The following is an 18,455-nucleotide window of genomic DNA, read 5'->3' on the forward strand; positions in this document are numbered from 1 at the left end:
GGCCACGACACGTCGCCGTTGGTGCGTGCCTGCCCGATCTCAGGGCCGAACCGTGTGAATCTTGGGTGTTGTACCTAGGCGTGATCTATCTCGGACCCAGTATTCGATGCATAAACGATGCAAAATGCGGGAGTTGATGCCACAATGGGAGATGTGGATGCAGAGCGAACAGCTATCGCGATCCAGCACTGCCGAGCGTCGCCGAGCGAGGACGGTTCCGCGCAGTTCGCAGGGTGGCTCGACCGTACGCAGCGCTCGGTACGCGATCACGTCGATGAGTTCGTCCGGGCGCGTTGCACGGCGGAACTGGACCCAGAAGGGTTCTCGCTCCCCGGTCGGCTGATGATCGACTTCGCGTCGGGCGGCAAGTGCGTACGGTCGGTGTTCGTCTATCTCGGCTGGCTGTGCGGTGGTCTCGGTGAGTCCGAACCCGCGCTGCGCGCGGCCGCCAGCGCGGAGCTCCTGCACGCGTTCGCGCTCGTGCAGGACGACGTGATGGACGAGTCCCAGGTCAGGCGGGGACGGAAGTCGGCCCATCTGCGGCTCGCCGCGTGGCACAGCGATCAGGGGTTGTCCGGATCGTCGGCCCGATTCGGTGAGTCGGCGGCGATCCTGCTCGCCGACCTGTACTTGGTGTGGGCCGAGCGCATGCTGCGTGAAAGTGGGGTCGGTGCCGCCGCGTTGGATCGCGCATGGCCACGTTATGACTCGATGCGCAGCGAACTGGCGGTCGGCCAGCTCGCGGATTTGTCCAACGACGCGAACCGCGTTCCGACCTTGGACGCGGTGATGGACATCGCGCGCCGCAAGTCCGGCAACTACACCGTGCGCCGACCCCTCGAGCTGGGTGCGGCAATGGCCGACTGCGACGCGACGGTGATGCGCCTTCTCGGTGAATACGGCGAAGTGATCGGGGAGGCATTCCAGATTCGCGATGACCTGCTCGGCATCTTCGGCGACCCCGCGACAACCGGCAAACCGACCGGCGACGACGTCCGAGAACGGAAGGCGACCACCGTGATCGCGCTGGCTGATCAGCTGGCCGAGCCGTCGGACCGCGCCCGGCTACGAGATCTCTGGACGAAGAAGGTCATCGATGAGCGCGACGTGGCGCTCGCACAGGCGGTGGTCACCGACAGCGGCGCGGCACAGTGCGCTGAACAGATGATCGGCGACCGCGTCGACCATGCGCGTCGGCTGCTCGACGTCGCCGATCTCGAACCATCGGTGGCTGATGCTCTGCACCGAATGGCGCTGCTGTGCACCCACCGCACGCACTGACCGCCGTCACCACCGACTGAAAGGGAACGATGCGAACGATCTCGGGAAGAACCGATGAGGTGGTCGTCGTCGGCGCCGGTCTGGCGGGTCTGGCCGCGGCGTTGCACCTGGCCGGACGTGGTCGCACTGTCACGGTGGTGGAGCGTGAGATGTTCGCCGGTGGTCGAGCGGGACGCCGCGATGTCGATGGGTATCTGCTCGACACCGGGCCGTCGGTGCTGACCATGCCCGATATCGTCGCCGACACCCTTGCCGCGGTGGGAGAGGATCTCGACTCCCGGTTGGACCTGTTGCCGGTCGTTCCCGCGTACCGCGCGCACTTCGCCGACGGCAGCGGGTTGGATGTCCACAGCGACGCATCGGCGATGGAAGAGTCGGTTCTGGCATTCGCCGGACCCAGGGAAGTCGACGGGTATCGCCGAATGCGCGCGTGGATGAGCGAGCTGTACCGCGTCGAATTCGATCGGTTCATCGCCGCGAACGCCGATTCCCCCCTCTCGTTGCTGACACCGGCGCTCGCGCGGCTGATCGCATTGGGCGGATTCCGGCGCCTCGACAGGGCGATCGGATCCTTTCTGACCGACGAACGACTGCGCCGAGTGTTCACCTTCCAATCGCTCTACGCGGGGGTGTCGCCACAACGAGCGTTGGCGCTGTACGCGGTGATCTCCTACATGGACACGGTGGGTGGGGTCTACTTCCCGCGCGGAGGAATGCGCGCGCTACCGGAGGCCCTCGCCGCCGCCGCCGTCGATGCCGGTGTGACGTTCTGTTACGGCGAGACAGTTCACGACCTGGAACGGCGCGGTTCCAGGATCACCTCGGTGCTCACCGACCGCGGTCGTCGAATCCCTTGCGATGCCGTTGTTTTGGCGACTGAACTGCCCACTGCCTACGAGTTGCTCGATCGCACACCGCGCCGTCCGATCCGCTGGCGCCCGGCACCCTCTGCGGTCGTCATGCATATCGGAATGCCCGCCACGGTGCCGACAGCACATCACAACCTCGTCTTCGGCGAAGCGTGGAAGCGAACCTTCGACGAACTGATCGGTGCGGGGGAGTTGATGTCTGACCCGTCGCTGCTGGTGACCCGGCCCACCGCGACCGACCCCGCCCTCGCTCCGCGCGGGCGCGACCTGTTCACCGTTCTCGCTCCGGTACCCAACCTCTACCGCAGCAAGGAATTGGACTGGGATCGCCGCGCCACCGCCTACAGCGAGGAGCTCGCGGCGATCGTCGAGGACCGTGTGGTCCCGGGCTTCGTCGAAAACGCCGAGATCATGCACGTGGATACTCCCGCCGATTGGGAACGGCAGGGCCTGCTGGCCGGCACTCCGTTCTCACTCGCGCATACCTTCGCCCAGACCGGCCCCTTCCGCCCCGCGAACATGCCACGCGGCACGGCCAACGCGGTGCTGGCCGGCTGCGGCACCGTGCCCGGCGTCGGCGTGCCGACGGCCCTGTTGTCGGGCCGTCTCGCCGCCGACCGCGTCACCGGCACGGTGTCGACCTCGCGGACCTCGACTGCGACCAGGAGTGATCGACGATGATGCACACCGAACTCGACGCCGCCGGCATCCGCGCTGCGGGGCTGCGGGAGTCCTATCAGCGATGCCGGGACCTCAACGCGCGCCATGGACGCACGTTCTTCCTCGCCACTCGGCTGCTCGCGCCCGCCCAACGGCCCGCGATCCACGCGCTCTACGGCTTTGCCCGGTGGGCCGACGACATCGTCGACGAACCCCCGGCCGACGCCGCCGCCGGCTCTGCGGCGGCACGACTGGACGCGGTGGCGAAGGACCTGCACGACAGTCTTTCCGGGACCCCCGGAGACGACCCGATCCTTGCCGCGCTTGCCGATACCGCCGCCAGATACCAGATCGACCACGCCTTGTTCGACGATTTCCTCGACTCGATGCGCATGGATCTGACGGTGACCGACTACCCGGACCGGGCCGCGCTGGATCGCTATATGCACGGTTCGGCAGCGGTGATCGGGCTGCAAGTTCTGCCGGTGCTCGGCACCGTGGGCGCACAAGCCGATGCCGCCCCGTACGCGGCCGCGCTGGGAAAAGCGTTCCAGCTCACCAACTTCCTTCGAGACATCGCCGAAGACCTCGACCGTGGCCGGGTGTATCTGCCTGCCGACGAGCTGGCCGCTTTCGATGTGGATCGCGCCCGGTTGCAGTGGTGCCGGACGAATCGCCGCACCGACACCAAGGTGCGATCGGCCCTGTCCGCACAACATGCGATTGCCCGAGACTGGTACCGATACGCCGACGCCGGAATCGAGCTGCTGCACCCGGTGTCGCGACCCTGTGTCGCCACCGCGGCTGTGCTGTACTCGGAGATTCTCGACCGCATCGAGGACACCGAGTTCGCGGTGTTCACCGCACGCGCCACCGTGGGCAACGCGCGTCGCACCCGGGTCGCCGGTTCGGCGTTGGCTCGCGCGTTGTGGGCGCGGCGAGGCGGGCGCGCACGCGCACTGACAAAAGCCGAAGGGTTGACGTGATCTCTCGAACTCGGCGAAAAAAGGCGGTGCGGGTCATCCAACTCGGCGGGATCCGGGACTAGTTTGTGCTGTGAGTACCTGATGCCTCGAGATCCCTGAGCAGATGGACCGATGGTTTCGCCGTTTGGACCGCGTGTTGTTGACCGAGAGTTAGGTGACACGATGGAACGCTGGCAATACCTGATAGTCATGGGGCTTTGCCTGCTGGTGACCCTGCCGTTGGAGTCTTTCGGTGGCGGGGTCTATCGGCGCCCCGCCCGGCTCGCTCGATGCGTGCTCCCGGTGGCCGCCGTGTTCCTCGTCTGGGACGCGATGGCCATCGCTGCCGACGTCTGGACCTACAGCCCGCGCTATCTGACAGGCTGGACGCTGCCGCTGGCGATACCGGTCGAGGAACTGGTCTTCTTCCTCGTCATACCGCTGTGCGCACTGCTCACCTACAACGCGGTCGAGACGATTCTCCAGCGGCTGCACCCCACCGAGTCGCCCTCGGCGCCCTCGGAGCGGACCCGGTGACCGGCCTCGGCTATACGCTGCCCGCGCTGGTCGCGGTGGTCCTCGTCTGTGTATGGGAACTCGCGTTCCTCCGGACAGGGCTGTTCCGCCGGCCCGGCTATTGGCTGTCGATGGTCATCGTGCTCGGCTTCCAGATCTTGGTCGACGGCTGGCTCACCAAACTCACCGCACCGTTGGTTCTCTACGACGCTGAACACATCACCGGGATCCGGTTCCCGTGGGACATCCCGGTCGAGGACTACCTGTTCGGCTTCGCCATGGTCACCGCGGTCCTGCTGCTGTGGGAACGCGAACGAATCCGGGATCGGAAAGGTGTGCGCTTGTGAACGACTCTCGAATCGGTGTCGACGGGCTATCTCGCGACGAGGTCCCGATTGCCTTCGACGCGGTCGCCGACGATTACGACCGCCTCGTCGCGGTGAATCCCGGCTATCACAAACACCTGCGCACCTCCGCGCGCCGGATGCAACTTCCCGACCGCGGGGCAGGGCTTCGATTGCTCGACGCAGGCTGCGGGACAGGTGCTTCCACCGCCGCGTTGTTGTCGGTCGCCCCGAAAGCGGAGATCGTCGCTGTCGACGGATCGGCACAGATGCTCGCACGAGCGCGTGCCAAAACATGGCCCGACTCCGTCCGGTTCGTGCACAGCCGTATCGAGGATATCGAGGCCGCGGGCGTTGTCGGACCCTTCGACGGCATCTTCGCCGCCTATCTCGTGCGCAATCTCGCCGACCCCGACGCCCAGCTCCGCGCGTTCGCCGCGCTGCTACGCCCTGGCGCCCCACTGGGGGTGCACGAATACTCGGTGGCGGAATCGAGGTGGTCCCGCATCGTCTGGAACACGGTGTGCCGCACCATCATCGTGCCCGCCGGATGGATGCTCAGCCGCGACGCCACGCTGTACCGACACCTCCAACGAAGCGTCGTCTCCTTCGACAGCACGTCCCGATTCCGGGAGCGGCTGCGCGAGAACGGCTTCACGGCAGTCTGCAGCGAAACCGTCCCAGGCTGGCAGCACGGCATCGTGCACACGTTCCTGGCGACCACCCATCGTTCTCAGTACCTGGATGGAGTCGAGCGCTAGTGGACGCTGCTATCGGCCGCGATCGGCGCATCGTTCACCATGCCGCCGCCCGTCCTGTCGGTCGTGAGCCGCGCACCCGCCCGTACGTGGTTGTGGTCGGCGCGGGCATCGCCGGGCTGGCCGCCGCTACCGGGCTCGCCGAACGCGGTATCGAGGTCGAGGTGATCGAAGGCCAGGAATATCTCGGCGGTCGCGTCGGCGGGTGGACCGAAGCCCTTCCCGACGGCACCACGATCGCGATGAACCGTGGTTTTCATGCCTTCTTCCGGCAGTACTACAACCTGCGGCAATTGTTGCGCCGCACCGATCCCTTACTGCAGCGCATGACGCGCGTCGACGACTATCCGCTGGTGGATGCCGAAGGCCGACGCGATTCGTTCCGTCGCCTGCCGCTCACCCCACCATGGAACGCGCTCGCCTTCGCGGCGCGCAGTCGCACGTTTCCGCTGCACGAGTTGTGGCGACTCGATGCCAGGGCCGCGGCCCCGTTGGCGATGGTGTCGGTGCCCGCCATCTACGACCAGTTGGATCATGTGGACGCGGAAACGTTTCTGCGGAAGATCAAATTTCCCGTCGCCGCACGCCATCTCGCCTTCGAGGTCTTCTCCCGGAGCTTCTTCGCGCCGCCGACGCAGATGTCGGCCGCCGAGTTGGCCGCCATGTTCCACATCTACTTCCTCGGATCCAGCGAAGGGCTGCTCTTCGACGTGCCGACGTCGAACTACGACTCCGCACTGTGGTCGCCGCTGAGCGAGTACCTCGCAGCGCGCGGATCCCGGATCCGCACCGGAACGACCGTCACCCGGGTGCAGACGGGTGGAAACCGAACCTTCCGAGTTCACGACGATGTCGGTGGCGTCGTCGATGCCGACGCGGTCGTGCTGGCGACCGATGTCGCCGGGCTGCGTCGGATCGTCGCCGACTCCCCGGATCTCGGCGATTCCGACTGGCGCTCACGGATCCAGGCGTTGCGCAGCGCTCCACCGTTTCTCGTCCATCGCCTGTGGCTGGATCGGCCGGTCGCGCAGGAGAGACCGGCGTTTCTCGCCACCGGCGGGATGCCTCCACTGGATAACATCAGCGTTCTCGACCGCTACGAGGATCGGGCTCGCTCCTGGGCCGAGCGGCACAACGGTGCGGTGGTCGAACTGCATGCCTACGCACTGTCCGAGGTTCGGACACCAGAGTTCGAGCGTGAGATCCGCGCACAGCTTCTCGCTCGACTGCACCACCTCTATCCCGAGACAGCCGATGCGAGGGTCGTCGGTGAACAGGTGCTGTGGCGACAGGATTGCCCCCTGTTCGGAGTGGGCGACCACGCCGCCCGTCCGCCGGTTCGCACGCCGCACGACAAGCTGATGCTGGCCGGGGACGGTATCCGTATCGACCTGCCTGTCGCGTTGATGGAACGTGCCGCCACGACCGGCTGGACCGCGGCGAATGCCCTGCTCACGCAATGGGGCCTGTCCGGGCACGACCTGTACACCGTGCCCACGACCGGACGACACGCGGTGCTGCGCCGTCTCGCCGCGCGCGAAATGTCGAAAGCGCCGATCCAGGAGGAATCTGTATGAGCGACAGGATCTTTCGGCGCTGGCCCACCGGCTGGCCGGTGCAGCCTGTCGATTCCGAACGGTGGTCTGCCCAGAATCCCACCTACCGCGACGCCGACCCCGCTGTCATCGGCGCAGCACTCGAACGGTCGCAGAACCGTCCCTCCGGGAACTGGTACGTCTTCGGCGCGAGCCGTGACGTTCGAAACGATCGGCCTTTCGGTGCCACAGTCGCCGGCGTAGAGCTCGTGGCCTGGCGCGACCAGCAGCAGCGGCTGCTGGTCGGACCCGGCGCATGTCCGCACCTCGGTGCGCCGCTTGCTCAGGCGAGAGTCGACTGCGGGGCGCTGGTGTGCCGCTGGCACGGCCTACGGCTCAGCGGTGACGGTGGACCAGGCTGGGCAGCATTGCCGTGCCACGACGACGGGGTTCTGGTCTGGGTCCGACTCGACCACATCGGCGCCGAACCGCCGTTGGACGCGCCGGTCATCGGTGCTCGTCCGGCCTCGAATCGCGCGATCTCGGCGGTCGCCACCGTGACCGGGGTGTGTGAGCCCGCCGACATCATCGCCAACCGGCTCGATCCCTGGCACGGGTCCTGGTTTCACCCCTACTCCTTCGCCCATCTCGAGGTGCTCGAATCTCCTGCGTCCGAACCCGGCGCCGCCGACTCTGTCGAACGGTTCGTCGTCGCGGTCACCTTCCGGGTCGGCGGTCGGCTCGGCGTCCCCGTACACGCCGAGTTCATCAGCCCGGAACCACGAACGCTGACGATGCGCATCATCGACGGCGAAGGACAGGGCAGTGTCGTCGAAACCCATGCCACTCCACTGGGCGTCGGACCTGACGGACAGCCGCGCACGGCAGTCATCGAAGCAGTGGTCGCGGACAGCGGAAGGCGTGGCTTCCGCGTAGCCCGACGCGCCGGCACCGCGCTGAGGCCGCTGATGGCACACGCCGCGACTCGATTGTGGCGTGACGATCTCTCCTACGCGGAGCGTCGCTACCAATTGCGCACTCGGCACCGGAGCGGGTGAACACGAAAAGTGTGCATCATTTCTGCATCATTTGCTCGATCGCGTCCGTTTCGCTCCTAGGATCATTGGAGGTGACAACCGCATGTCGGCGACCACTCGGCAACTCCTGATCAGCTCACGGAATTGCCCTCGCACCAGCCCGTACGAGCCTTGGGTGCATCTTCTCCTCTGGCCGTCGGCAACCTGGACGAAAGTTCGATGACCGTCGGAAATCGTGGTGGCGAACCCCGCCGCCTCGTCGGAAGGAGAAAGCGAGTGAACACGATGAGAAGCAACACGAGAGTAACCGTGGCAGCGGTAGGGGTGGCAGCGATGGCGATGTTCGGTCTGGCGGCGTGTTCGTCAGATGATTCGTCATCGGACTCGGCATCGACGTCGATGGCGATGGCGACAACGTCATCGATGTCGACACAATCGATGACGCCCACTTCGGGGGCTGCGGCGGGGGACACCCTGGTGGGCCCGGGCTGCGCCGAGTATGCCGCGCAAGTCCCGACCGGGCCGGGGTCGGTCGAAGGTATGTCCGAAGTACCGGTGACGGTGGCGGCATCGAACAATCCGCTCCTCACCACCTTGACCGCTGCGGTCTCGGGTCAGCTGAATCCCCAGGTCAACTTGGTCGACACGCTCAACGGCGGCGAGTTCACGGTCTTTGCTCCGGTGGACGCGGCCTTCGCCAAGGTCGATCCCGCCACCATCGAGAGCTTGAAGACCGATGCACCCACGCTGGAGAAGATTCTTACCTATCACGTGGTGCCGGGCCGGATCGCGCCGGACGCCATCGTGGGTACGCAAACAACGGTGCAGGGTGGCACGGTGACGGTCACCGGCTCCGGTGACAATCTGAAAGTCAACGACGCCGCAGTGCTCTGCGGTGGCATCAATACCGCCAATGCCACGGTCTACCTGATTGATTCGGTTCTGATGCCGCAGTGAGAATCTCGTCGATATCTCGACGAGACACAGTGAACAACTCTCTAGGAGATTGACATGAAGATTCACCATTACGGGCGAGTAACAGGAATCGGCTTCGGCGCGGCCATCGCGATCGCGGGCGTGATCGCGATGGCGCCGACTGCCGGCGCAGCGCCCGTCGATTGCCGCGTTCCCGGCGCGGGCATGATCGAGAATTCATCGGACACTTCGGAATGCGCCGCGTCGAGCGTCGGCGGAAGTGCCGCTGCCGCGTTCGGAGTCGATGGATCCGCCGCGGCGTCGGCGGGGCCACAGGCGCTCGCTCTCGCGATCGGCGTAGGCGGCGGCGCGGCAACCTCGCAGGCACAGGGCCTGTCCGGGCCGGCCGCGCTCGCGTTGGGCCCAGGATCGACGGTCGACGCCAGCGGTGTGCGGCCCGGACTGGCGCTCGGGATCGCCGGTGCCGGTGCAAGTGTCACCATCGACGGGAAGACCACGCCGACCTGCGTGGGTGGCCCGGCGCTGGCCGGTGACTTCCAGACATTGCAGGGCTGCGTCTCCCTCGGGTGACTCGTAAACGACCGGGTGGGTAGCCGATACCACCACTCCTCGAGCGTCGAACCTGTTGCGCGCCAGCCTTTGTGGATTCTGTAGGTGTCATCGGGAGCCGCGCGAATCCTCGCGCTGCGCGCGCCCCTAGGGTGCGCGCAGCGCGACCGAGGCGCGGGCGGACTCGGACGCTGTCGGTGGTCGCCACACCTGCCACGGACTGCGTGGTCGCACCCTAGGTGCCGAGGAGGATATCGGACATCAGGTGCTCGATTCGGGCAGCGCCGCATTCGGGATGGTCGGTTCCCATCAATTGCTCCAGGTCGACGACGAGGGCGAGTGCTGCGTGGACGAGGACTTGGGCGTGCGCGGGCGGTAAGGAGGGCCGGGCGGCGGTGACGAATTGGGCGCAGGCCTCGATGGCGAGTCGCTGACGGTGGTTCATCGTCGCGCCGTCGGCAGCCGGGAGATTGGCGATCTCGGCGTGGTACACGAAGGACAGTCCGGGCTCGGAGATCGAATCCTGGACATAGCTCTCGATCAGCTGGGTCAGCGCGGCATGTGGGTCGCCGTCGGAAGCAGCGGTCACGGCGGTCGTGATTCGGTCGAGACGACGATGGAATACGGCGGTGAGCAGGTCACCTTTGCTGCGGTAATAGCGGTAGAGCGCCGACGCGGAAGGCAGCCCGGACGCTGTCGCGATGTCCTCGACGCTGACGACGGGGTAACCGCGTGTACGGAACAGTTCGACAGCTCGGAACATCACCAATTCGTGGTGGTGCCTGCGCACCGCAGGAAGGTCGGTGTCGGCGGGCACCATGGTCGGAAGCGTCGTGCCGACAATCGTTTTGCAGGTCGTGGCCAGAATCTCGGCCAGCTCGGGGGCCGGAACGCGGGTGCGGTGGTCGCAGACACTGGTGATCACACTCATCAATGCACTGGTGATGACGGAGCATTCCGCGTCGGACAGTTCGGGTCGCATCTGCTCGATCCGATTGCGCAAAGCGGCTTCGGTGGTGGCGACCTGATCCAGCAGAATGCGCCGGTCGTCGTCGTCGAGGTAGCGGTGCTGCCATCGCAGCAGCGCACCGCAGCCCCGGTTGGCGAGCGCGGCACCGATCATGGCGTCGACGGTGAAGTCGAACTTGCGCTGAGGATCCCAGTTCCTCGCAACTTCGGGCAGGCGCACCACCCGCACTCCGAGTTCGCTGAGCCGTAGCGTCTCCTGCCGGAACAGGCTGTATTTGCTGGGAAAATGCCGATACACAGCGGCGTGGCTGATGTCCAACTTGGCGCCGATTTCGTTCATGCTCACGCCGTGCAGTCCTCGTGCACCGAATGCTTCGGCGGAAACCCGTGCGATGTGCTCACGACGGTCGGCCGGCCTCCGCCGGACCGGCGCAGGGCTACTCGGCTTCGGTTGGGGACCAGGCGCTGTCTTTGCTGTGTGAACTCTACCAACGACCATAGCCCGACAGTAGTGGTGGAACACGTTCCGCAGCGGGTTCCACGCTGCCTCGGCAGGAACTGAATCGAAGGTCACATATTCGAAGCTCCTCACCGTCAAAAGACCATCCAGTCTGCAATGATGCGTCCACGCGTTCTCGTGCTTTCGGCTCAGGCATCAGAAGCTCGGGTAACTTGAACTTGGTCATTCAGTCGGCCGGCAGAACGGCCGTCTGGCACGCGTCCGCAGTACGTCGGCGATCGCGAGCGCTGACTTCGTGCCAGTCAGTGGCGCTGTTCGAGCCCGACGGCGTCTCGTAGTCGATCCGCGGCCACCCGGAGTTCGGGATCGGTGGACGCGGAGAAATCCAGGAGCGCGGCCAGTGCCTCGGCGATGACATTGAGTTTCTCTTGTGCGGCCTCGCTCGCGCGGCGGCCGGCGTTCTCGAGCAGTACCACCAACAGCAGCGTGAAGACGCTCGCGACAGTGTGAATGGCGACCTGCCACGTCTTGAGGTCCGTCCACCACGGCAAGCTGATCAGCCATGCCGTGACGATTCCGGCACAGACGAAGAAGAACGGAGCCTGACTCACTCGCAGCTCGGCCTGCTCGACGAACCGGTCGAAAGGCGAGCGGTGATCACCTCCGCTACGGCTGCGCGCGGTTTCACTGTGGCGCTCCATCATCGAATTCTAGGCCCATCTCACCCCTGTCGCAGCCGGACCGATGTCGCGGTCGGACATTCCTTCATCTGTTCACTTGGACAGATAAAGGGCGTAGTGTTCTGACAGGTGAACGGCAGCACCGTAGCAATGCATATGAGCGACGGGATCGTCGATGCGCCGACGTCGCTGATCTTCGCGGGGATCGCGGCGGTGGGACTCGGGCTCGCGGGCTGGCGAGCACGAGCTGAACTCGATGAGCGTGCCGCGCCGATGGCCGGGCTGGTGGCCGCGTTCATCTTCGCGGTCCAGATGGTGAACTTCCCGATCCTGCCCGGTGTGAGTGGGCACCTGCTGGGTGGGGCGCTGGCCGCGATTCTGGTCGGGCCCGCTCTCGGGGCATTGTGCGTGGCGGTGGTGCTGGTCGTGCAGGCGCTGCTGTTCGCCGACGGCGGGCTGACCGCACTCGGCACCAACATCACGAACATGGCCCTGATCGGCGTCGGCGTGGGATATCTCGTCGCTCGGGCCGGGACAGCGCTGCTGCACCGGCGTAGCGACACCGGGATGGGTGTCGTGGCGTTCGTCGCCGCTTTCATCGGAACACTGTGTGCCGCAATGGGTTTTGTCGTCGAATACGCAATCGGCGGGGCTGCGGGCTCCACGGTCGGGGCGGTCGCGGGGTTCATGTTCCTCACCCACGCGTTGATCGGGGTCGGCGAAGGCATCATCACGGCGATCACCGTGGTGGCGGTGGTGAGCGTACGACCCGATCTGGTCTATGTGCTGCGTGCCGCCGGACCGGTGTCCGCGAAAGCGTCTCCCGCTCGCGTGCGGTTGTCGTTCACCGGTTTTCTGTGGGTGTTCGCCGCGACGTCGGTGCTCGTTGCCGGGGTGCTGTCCTATGCCGCGAGTTCACAGCCCGACGGGCTCGACGCCACCACCCGACGCGGGTGCTCCACGGTCGAGGTGAACGGGGCCGAGGAGCTGCACGGTGAGTGCATCGCGCAGAGCGCCGAGGAACACCGGTTCGTCGGTTCTCCGCTGGCGGACTACGCGATCGACGGCAACAGCGATCTGGCCGGTCCGGCAGGCGTCGTCGGTGTCGGAGCCGCCTTCGCTGTGCTGTTCGCGGTGGCCCGCACCATCCGGATCGGCCGAAACGGATCGCGCCCGGCGGCCCGCGCGGGTGATGTCGCGGCGCGGTCGGATACGGAGCGGGAGTAGTGAGCGCCTCGGTCCACCGGCTGTATCTGGCGGGGAATTCACCGGCGCATCGGGCGCCGACCGAGGTGAAGATCGTCTGCGCGGTGGTTACGGTGTTCGCGGTCGTGGCGACACCACGGGAGTTGTTGTGGCCGTTCGGCTGTTATGCTTTGGGCTTGGTCGCGCTGTGGCGGTGGTGGGGAATCGGGCTGCGCTGGATCGCGCCGCGTCTGCTGATCGAGTTGCCGTTCGTCGTGTTGGCGATCCTGCTGCCCTTCGCCGCCGGGCAACCCCGCACCGAGGTTTTCGGGCTGTCGCTGTCGGTGACCGGCCTCTACGCTGCGTGGGGCATTATCGCGAAAGGCACTATCGGCGTGGGCATCTCACTGACCTTGGCCGCGACGACGAGCGTGCGTGCCTTGCCCGAAGGACTGACGCGACTGCGCGTTCCCGGCACGATCGTGATGATCGTCGTCCTGATGCTGCGCTATGTCGACGTGCTGGTCGACGAGGCGGCGCGGATGCGGCTGGCACGGATCTCACGCGGCGACGACCCACGCACACTGCGCCAAGCCGGTGCGACCGCACGCGGCGCGGGCACCCTGTTCCTGCGATCCTACGAACGCGGCGAACGAGTTCATCTGGCCATGCTGTCACGCGGATTCGACGGCACCGTGCCCGATGTCGGCACCCCGCCTGCCACCCGCAGGCAATGGCTGCTCGGCTGCCTGCCCGCAGCCGCCGCGATCGCGGTCTGCGCGGGTGCTTGGATGGTGCGGTGACCGAACCGACGGCACCGGCGGTGCGTGTGGTCGACCTGGCGTTCGCCTATCCCGACGGGACCGGCGCGCTGAACGGGGTGAACCTGGAGATCGCGCCAGGGGAGCGGGTGGCCGTTCTCGGGCCCAACGGCGCGGGCAAATCCACCCTGATGCTGCATCTGAACGGGGTACTCACCGCAACCTCGGGGGAGGTGCACATCGGCGGGATGCGGCTGGACCGCAACAGTGTTCGCGCCATTCGGCAACGGGTCGGGGTGGTGTTCCAGGACCCCGACGACCAACTGTTCATGCCGACCGTGGAACAGGACGTCGCGTTCGGGCCCGCCAACTTCGGTGTCCGCGGCGACGCCCTGGCCGAATACGTACGGGAGGCGCTGGACGGGGTGGGGATGACGGATCGGGCCGGGCGTTCACCGGCGCACCTGTCGCTCGGGGAACGCCGCCGGGCCGCGCTGGCCACGGTGCTGTCGTGTCGACCGGAGGTCCTCGTCCTCGACGAGCCCGCCGCCAACCTCGATCCGGTGGCCCGCCGCGAACTCGCCGGGATCCTGTTGTCGCTGCCGACCACCATGCTCGTGGTGACCCACGACCTGCCCTACGCGCAACGGATCTGCGAGCGAGCCGTCATCCTCGACGCCGGCGAAGTCGTCGCCGACGGCCCCACCGCCGACATCCTCGGCGATGCCGCGCTGCTCGCCGCACACCGGCTCAGCTGAGCATGTGCCGACCATCGCGTAGGTGGGTTGCTCAGGAGTAACCTGAGCGATGGGTTCACCCTCGACGAGCCGAGACTGCGATGCACGAAATGGCGATCACCCAGAGTGTCATCGACGCCGTGTGCGAACACGCGGCGGGTGCACAGGTGCACAGCGTGCTCCTGGAGGTGGGCGTGCTGTGCGCGGTCGTTCCGGAGGCGATGCAGTTCTGCTTCGAACTCGCTGCCGAGGACACCCTGGCCGAGGGCGCGCGCCTCGAGATCGACGTGGTACCCGGCCGGGCGGGCTGCCGAAGCTGTGGCGCGGAGTTCACCGTGCTCGAGCCGATCGCACTGTGCGAGTGCGGCAGCGCCGATGTCGAGATCAGAGCCGGGCACGAACTCCGAATCCGCTCGATGGAAGTGAGCCGAGAATGTGCGCAACCTGTGGATGTGGCGACGACGACGCCGCGGTGATCACCCTCCCGCACGAACACGAACACGAACACGAACACGAACACGAACACGAACACGAACACGAACACGAACCGCACGGCCACAGCCATGGTCACGGCGGCGATCACGTGCACCTGCCGGTGACCGAGACCATCACCCTCGAGCAGAAAGTCCTGGCCAAAAATGACCTGTTGGCCCAGCGCAACCGCGAATGGCTCGCCGCCCGCGACATTCTGGCGCTGAACATGACCAGCTCGCCCGGCGCGGGCAAGACCACGTTGCTCGAACGCACGATCCGCGAGTTCACCGAGGTGCCGATCGCGGTGATCGAGGGCGATCAGGCAACCCTGCTCGATGCCGAGCGGATCGGGGCGACGGGCTGTCGGGTCGTGCAGATCAATACCGGCGCGGGCTGTCATCTCGACGCCGAGATGACCTACCGCGCGCTGGAGTCACTCGATCCCGCACCCGGCACGCTGCTGTTCGTCGAGAACGTCGGCAACCTGGTGTGCCCGGCATTGTTCGACCTCGGTGAACGCGGCAAAGTTGTGGTTATCTCGGTGACCGAGGGCACCGACAAGCCGCTGAAGTATCCGCACATGTTCGCCGCGGCCTCTCTGGTCCTCGTCAACAAGATCGACCTGCTGCCCTATGTCGACTTCGACCTGGACAAATGCCGGGAATACGCGGCGAGGATCAACCCGCATGCGCAGATCCTGCCCCTGTCGGTGACCAGCGGTTCCGGCATGGCGCGATGGTACGACTGGCTCCGTCGGCAGCGATCGGCAACTATTGAGGATCACTCACCGGCGACATAGACTGACGTGATCAGGATCACAGCGTAGGTTCTCGCGAGCCTGCGATCTCGCTTCAGAAAGTGGCACAGCCCATGCCTACCCAGGAAGCAATCAAAGCAGAACAGGCCCTGATCCATGTGCTGTGGATCAACGCGGGCCTCAGTTGTGACGGTGATTCGGTCGCGCTGACCGCCGCGACGCAGCCCAGTATCGAGGAGATCGCGCTCGGCGCTCTTCCCGGCCTCCCGCAGATCTCGGTCCACTGGCCGTTGATCGACTTCGAATGCGGTCCCACCGGCGGCGCCGACGATTTCCTCGAATGGTTCTTCAAAGCCGACCGTGGTGAACTCGAACCTTTCGTGCTCGTGGTGGAAGGTTCCATCCCGAACGAACAGCTCCACGAGGAGGGCTACTGGTGCGGTTTCGGCAACGATCCCGCCACCGGACAGCCGATGACGACCAGTGAATGGCTCGATCGGCTGGCCCCGAAGGCCACCGCGGTGGTCGCGGTCGGCACCTGTGCCACCTACGGCGGCATCCACGCCATGGCGGGTAACCCCACCGGCGCGATGGGTGTGCCGGACTACCTCGGCTGGGACTGGAAATCCAAGGCCGGAATCCCGATCGTGTGCGTGCCCGGTTGTCCGGCCCATCCGGACAACATGTCCGAAACGCTGACCTACCTGCTCTACATGGCCACCGGACAGGCCCCGATGATTCCCCTCGACGAGGCGCTGCGCCCGAAATGGCTGTTCGGCGCCACCGTCCACGAAGGCTGTGATCGGGCGGGCTATTACGAGGAAGGCGATTTCGCCGACGAGTACGGCTCCCCGAAATGCATTGTGAAACTGGGGTGTTGGGGCCCGGTGGTCAAATGCAACGTCCCCAAGCGGGGCTGGATCAACGGCGTCGGTGGCTGCCCGAACGTGGGCGGCATCTGCATCGGCTGCACCATGCCGGGATTCCCGGACAAATTCATGCCGTTCATGGACGAGCCGCCCGGCGGCAAGATCTCCTCGACGGCATCAGGGCTGTACGGGTCGGTGATCCGCAGTCTGCGCCACATCACCGGACGCACGGTGGACAAGGAGCCGCGATGGCGGCACAAGGGCGAGAAGCTGGAATCCGGCGCCACCCGCACCTGGTAGGAGGCGATTGGAATGACTGCCATCATCCCCGAGCCGTCACACAAGCGGATCGATCCCGACAGCCTGGTCGAAATGGCCTGGGACCCGATCACCCGCATCGTCGGCAGCCTGGGAATCTATACCAAGATCGATTTCGAGAACCGTGAAGTGGTCGAGTGTCACAGCACGTCGTCCATCTTCCGCGGCTACTCGATCTTCATGCGGGGCAAGGACCCCCGCGACGCGCATTTCATCACCAGTCGCATTTGCGGGATCTGCGGCGACAATCACGCCACCTGCTCCTGCTATGCCCAGAACATGGCCTACGGGGTGAAACCGCCGCACCTGGGCGAGTGGATCGTCAATCTCGGTGAGGCCGCGGAATACATGTTCGACCACAACATCTTCCAGGAGAATCTGGTCGGCGTGGATTTCTGCGAGAAGATGGTCGCCGAGACCAACCCCGGCGTCCTGGCCCAGGCGGAGAAGACCACCGCACCGCATTCGGCCGAGCACGGTTATCGCTCCATCGCCGACATCATGCGCGCGCTCAATCCGTTCACCGGTGAGTTCTACCGGGAAGCGCTGCAGGTCAGCCGCTACACCCGTGAGATGTTCTGCCTGATGGAGGGCCGACATGTGCACCCGTCGACGCTGTATCCCGGCGGTGTGGGAACCGTCGCGACCATCCAGCTGATGACCGACTACATGACGCGCCTGATGCGCTACGTCGAATTCATGAAGAAGGTCGTTCCGATGCACGACGATCTCTTCGACTTCTTCTACGAGGCGCTGCCGGGCTACGAACAGGTCGGACTGCGGCGCACCCTGCTGGGTTGCTGGGGCTCCTTCCAAGACCCCGAGGTGTGCAATTTCGAGTACAAGGACATGGAGGAGTGGGGTCGGCGGATGTTCGTCACCCCCGGCGTGGTCGTCGACGGAAAACTGGTCACCACGTCCCTGGTCGACATCAATCTCGGCATCCGAATCCTGTTGGGCAGTTCGTATTACGACGACTGGACCGACCAGGAGATGTTCGTGAAGACCGACCCGCTCGGTAATCCGGTCGACCGCCGTCACCCCTGGAACCAGCACACCAACCCCAAGCCGCAGAAGCGCGATATGGACGACAAGTACAGCTGGGTGATGTCGCCGCGCTGGTTCGACGGCACCGACCATCTGGCCCTCGACACCGGCGGTGGGCCGCTGGCGCGGCTGTGGTCGACGGCGCTGGCCGGGCTCGTCGACATCGGCTACGTGAAGTCGACCGGGCACAGCGTGCAGATCAACCTGCCCAAGACCGCGTTGAAGGGCCCGGTCAGCTTCGAATGGCAGATTCCCGCGTTCGGCAGCAACACCATCGAACGCAACCGCGCCCGCACCTACTTCCAGGCTTACGCCGCGGCCAGCGCGTTGCACTTCGCGGAGCAGGCGCTCGTGGAGATCCGGGCGGGACGGACCAAGACGTGGGAGCACTTCGAGGTACCCGACGAGGGCATCGGCTGCGGGTTCACCGAGGCGGTGCGCGGGGTCCTGTCCCACCACATGGTGATCAGGGACGGCAAGATCGCGAACTACCACCCGTATCCGCCGACGCCGTGGAATGCCAACCCCCGCGACAGTTTCGGCACGCCGGGACCCTACGAGGACGCGGTGCAGGGCCAGCCGATCTTCGAGGAGAACGACCGCGAGCACTTCAAGGGCATCGACATCATGCGTACTGTGCGCAGCTTCGATCCCTGCCTGCCGTGCGGTGTGCACATGTATCTCGGCAACGGCAAGTCCCTGGACAAACTCCACTCGCCGACCCAGACACTCACCGGGGAGTAACGGT

The 18,455-nt window shown here is 65.8% G+C and carries 19 protein-coding genes and 1 pseudogene; 18 read left to right on the forward strand and 2 right to left on the reverse strand.

Going from position 1 to position 18,455, the window contains the following annotated elements; translation table 11 throughout:
* The first annotated feature begins 144 nt into the window (after positions 1-144).
* The 10 genes from NS1_RS01390 to NS1_RS01435 all read left to right on the forward strand — a co-directional run bounded on the left by NS1_RS01390 (position 145) and on the right by NS1_RS01435 (position 9,471).
* Positions 145-1,281 carry a polyprenyl synthetase family protein gene (locus NS1_RS01390; protein ID WP_084503334.1) on the forward strand — a complete coding sequence of 379 codons (1,137 nt, stop codon included), beginning with the start codon at positions 145-147 and terminating at the stop codon, positions 1,279-1,281.
* 29 nt (positions 1,282-1,310) lie between these two features.
* Complete coding sequence (gene crtI / locus NS1_RS01395) at positions 1,311-2,831, forward strand: phytoene desaturase family protein (protein ID WP_062980757.1); 1,521 nt, start codon at positions 1,311-1,313, stop codon at positions 2,829-2,831.
* Complete coding sequence (locus NS1_RS01400; RefSeq protein ID WP_062980759.1) at positions 2,828-3,796, forward strand: phytoene/squalene synthase family protein; 969 nt, start codon at positions 2,828-2,830, stop codon at positions 3,794-3,796. The genes crtI and NS1_RS01400 overlap by 4 nt, the downstream gene beginning before the upstream one ends.
* A gap of 162 nt (positions 3,797-3,958) precedes the next feature.
* Positions 3,959-4,312 (forward strand): lycopene cyclase domain-containing protein, encoded by a 354-nt coding sequence (locus NS1_RS01405; RefSeq protein ID WP_062980761.1) that lies wholly within the window; start codon positions 3,959-3,961, stop codon positions 4,310-4,312.
* A complete protein-coding gene (locus NS1_RS01410; protein ID WP_062980763.1) occupies positions 4,309-4,638 on the forward strand; it encodes a lycopene cyclase domain-containing protein in 330 nt (109 codons plus the stop codon). The genes NS1_RS01405 and NS1_RS01410 overlap by 4 nt, the downstream gene beginning before the upstream one ends.
* On the forward strand, positions 4,635-5,396 hold the full coding sequence (locus tag NS1_RS01415) for a class I SAM-dependent methyltransferase (RefSeq protein WP_255284368.1): 762 nt from the start codon (positions 4,635-4,637) through the stop codon (positions 5,394-5,396). Before NS1_RS01410 ends, NS1_RS01415 begins: the two co-directional genes overlap by 4 nt.
* Positions 5,396-6,970: an FAD-dependent oxidoreductase gene (locus NS1_RS01420; RefSeq protein ID WP_062980765.1), complete on the forward strand. Its 1,575-nt coding sequence runs from the start codon at positions 5,396-5,398 to the stop codon at positions 6,968-6,970. The genes NS1_RS01415 and NS1_RS01420 overlap by 1 nt, the downstream gene beginning before the upstream one ends.
* On the forward strand, positions 6,967-7,986 hold the full coding sequence (locus NS1_RS01425; RefSeq protein ID WP_157125053.1) for a Rieske (2Fe-2S) protein: 1,020 nt from the start codon (positions 6,967-6,969) through the stop codon (positions 7,984-7,986). The genes NS1_RS01420 and NS1_RS01425 overlap by 4 nt, the downstream gene beginning before the upstream one ends.
* A gap of 264 nt (positions 7,987-8,250) precedes the next feature.
* The gene (locus NS1_RS01430) at positions 8,251-8,922 is read left to right on the forward strand and encodes a fasciclin domain-containing protein (RefSeq protein ID WP_062981442.1); all 672 of its coding nucleotides are present in this window, start codon (positions 8,251-8,253) and stop codon (positions 8,920-8,922) included.
* A 54-nt stretch (positions 8,923-8,976) separates the two neighbouring features.
* Positions 8,977-9,471, forward strand: coding sequence for a DUF6764 family protein (locus NS1_RS01435; RefSeq protein ID WP_062980767.1), 495 nt, complete (start codon positions 8,977-8,979; stop codon positions 9,469-9,471).
* Positions 9,472-9,685: 214 nt separating this feature from the next.
* Here NS1_RS01435 and NS1_RS01440 read toward each other — a convergent pair whose 3' ends face one another.
* Together NS1_RS01440 and NS1_RS01445 are read right to left on the reverse strand one after the other, a co-directional pair.
* Positions 9,686-10,918, reverse strand: a complete 1,233-nt coding sequence (locus NS1_RS01440; RefSeq protein WP_063816052.1) for a TetR/AcrR family transcriptional regulator — start codon at positions 10,916-10,918, stop codon at positions 9,686-9,688.
* 263 nt (positions 10,919-11,181) lie between these two features.
* Entirely contained in the window at positions 11,182-11,580 is a 399-nt protein-coding gene (locus tag NS1_RS01445; protein ID WP_062980771.1) for a low affinity iron permease family protein, read from the reverse strand.
* A 108-nt stretch (positions 11,581-11,688) separates the two neighbouring features.
* Here NS1_RS01445 and NS1_RS41275 point away from each other — a divergent pair.
* From NS1_RS41275 to NS1_RS01480, 8 genes and pseudogenes are all read left to right on the forward strand, one after another.
* Positions 11,689-12,354: pseudogene (locus NS1_RS41275) on the forward strand (energy-coupling factor ABC transporter permease); the annotation flags it as partial.
* Between the two features lie 66 nt (positions 12,355-12,420).
* Positions 12,421-12,786, forward strand: a complete 366-nt coding sequence (locus NS1_RS41420) for a PDGLE domain-containing protein (protein ID WP_307618685.1) — start codon at positions 12,421-12,423, stop codon at positions 12,784-12,786.
* Entirely contained in the window at positions 12,786-13,547 is a 762-nt protein-coding gene (cbiQ, locus tag NS1_RS01455) for a cobalt ECF transporter T component CbiQ (protein ID WP_062980773.1), read from the forward strand. Before NS1_RS41420 ends, cbiQ begins: the two co-directional genes overlap by 1 nt.
* Positions 13,544-14,263, forward strand: a complete 720-nt coding sequence (locus NS1_RS01460; protein ID WP_062980775.1) for an energy-coupling factor ABC transporter ATP-binding protein — start codon at positions 13,544-13,546, stop codon at positions 14,261-14,263. The genes cbiQ and NS1_RS01460 overlap by 4 nt, the downstream gene beginning before the upstream one ends.
* An 80-nt stretch (positions 14,264-14,343) precedes the next feature.
* Positions 14,344-14,718, forward strand: coding sequence for a hydrogenase maturation nickel metallochaperone HypA/HybF (locus NS1_RS01465; protein ID WP_062980777.1), 375 nt, complete (start codon positions 14,344-14,346; stop codon positions 14,716-14,718).
* On the forward strand, positions 14,676-15,515 hold the full coding sequence (gene hypB, locus NS1_RS01470; RefSeq protein ID WP_062980778.1) for a hydrogenase nickel incorporation protein HypB: 840 nt from the start codon (positions 14,676-14,678) through the stop codon (positions 15,513-15,515). The genes NS1_RS01465 and hypB overlap by 43 nt, the downstream gene beginning before the upstream one ends.
* 71 nt (positions 15,516-15,586) lie before the next feature.
* Positions 15,587-16,642, forward strand: a complete 1,056-nt coding sequence (locus tag NS1_RS01475) for an NADH-quinone oxidoreductase subunit B family protein (protein WP_062980779.1) — start codon at positions 15,587-15,589, stop codon at positions 16,640-16,642.
* Positions 16,643-16,654: 12 nt separating this feature from the next.
* Positions 16,655-18,451: a nickel-dependent hydrogenase large subunit gene (locus NS1_RS01480; RefSeq protein WP_056808981.1), complete on the forward strand. Its 1,797-nt coding sequence runs from the start codon at positions 16,655-16,657 to the stop codon at positions 18,449-18,451.
* Positions 18,452-18,455 lie beyond the last annotated feature (4 nt).

Source organism: Nocardia salmonicida NBRC 13393, from assembly GCF_001613085.1.
Taxonomy (GTDB): domain Bacteria; phylum Actinomycetota; class Actinomycetes; order Mycobacteriales; family Mycobacteriaceae; genus Nocardia; species Nocardia salmonicida.

Coding starts and splice junctions, on each gene's coding strand:
- NS1_RS01400 (WP_062980759.1), top strand. CDS start 2,828: ATGATGCACACCGAACTCGACGCCGCCGGCATCCGCGCTGCGGGGCTG.
- NS1_RS01445 (WP_062980771.1), bottom strand. CDS start 11,580: ATGGAGCGCCACAGTGAAACCGCGCGCAGCCGTAGCGGAGGTGATCAC.
- NS1_RS01465 (WP_062980777.1), top strand. CDS start 14,344: ATGCACGAAATGGCGATCACCCAGAGTGTCATCGACGCCGTGTGCGAA.
- NS1_RS01405 (WP_062980761.1), top strand. CDS start 3,959: ATGGAACGCTGGCAATACCTGATAGTCATGGGGCTTTGCCTGCTGGTG.
- crtI (WP_062980757.1), top strand. CDS start 1,311: ATGCGAACGATCTCGGGAAGAACCGATGAGGTGGTCGTCGTCGGCGCC.
- NS1_RS01440 (WP_063816052.1), bottom strand. CDS start 10,918: ATGGTCGTTGGTAGAGTTCACACAGCAAAGACAGCGCCTGGTCCCCAA.
- NS1_RS01425 (WP_157125053.1), top strand. CDS start 6,967: ATGAGCGACAGGATCTTTCGGCGCTGGCCCACCGGCTGGCCGGTGCAG.
- NS1_RS01475 (WP_062980779.1), top strand. CDS start 15,587: ATGCCTACCCAGGAAGCAATCAAAGCAGAACAGGCCCTGATCCATGTG.
- NS1_RS01435 (WP_062980767.1), top strand. CDS start 8,977: ATGAAGATTCACCATTACGGGCGAGTAACAGGAATCGGCTTCGGCGCG.
- NS1_RS01480 (WP_056808981.1), top strand. CDS start 16,655: ATGACTGCCATCATCCCCGAGCCGTCACACAAGCGGATCGATCCCGAC.
- hypB (WP_062980778.1), top strand. CDS start 14,676: ATGTGCGCAACCTGTGGATGTGGCGACGACGACGCCGCGGTGATCACC.
- NS1_RS01430 (WP_062981442.1), top strand. CDS start 8,251: ATGAGAAGCAACACGAGAGTAACCGTGGCAGCGGTAGGGGTGGCAGCG.
- NS1_RS01390 (WP_084503334.1), top strand. CDS start 145: ATGGGAGATGTGGATGCAGAGCGAACAGCTATCGCGATCCAGCACTGC.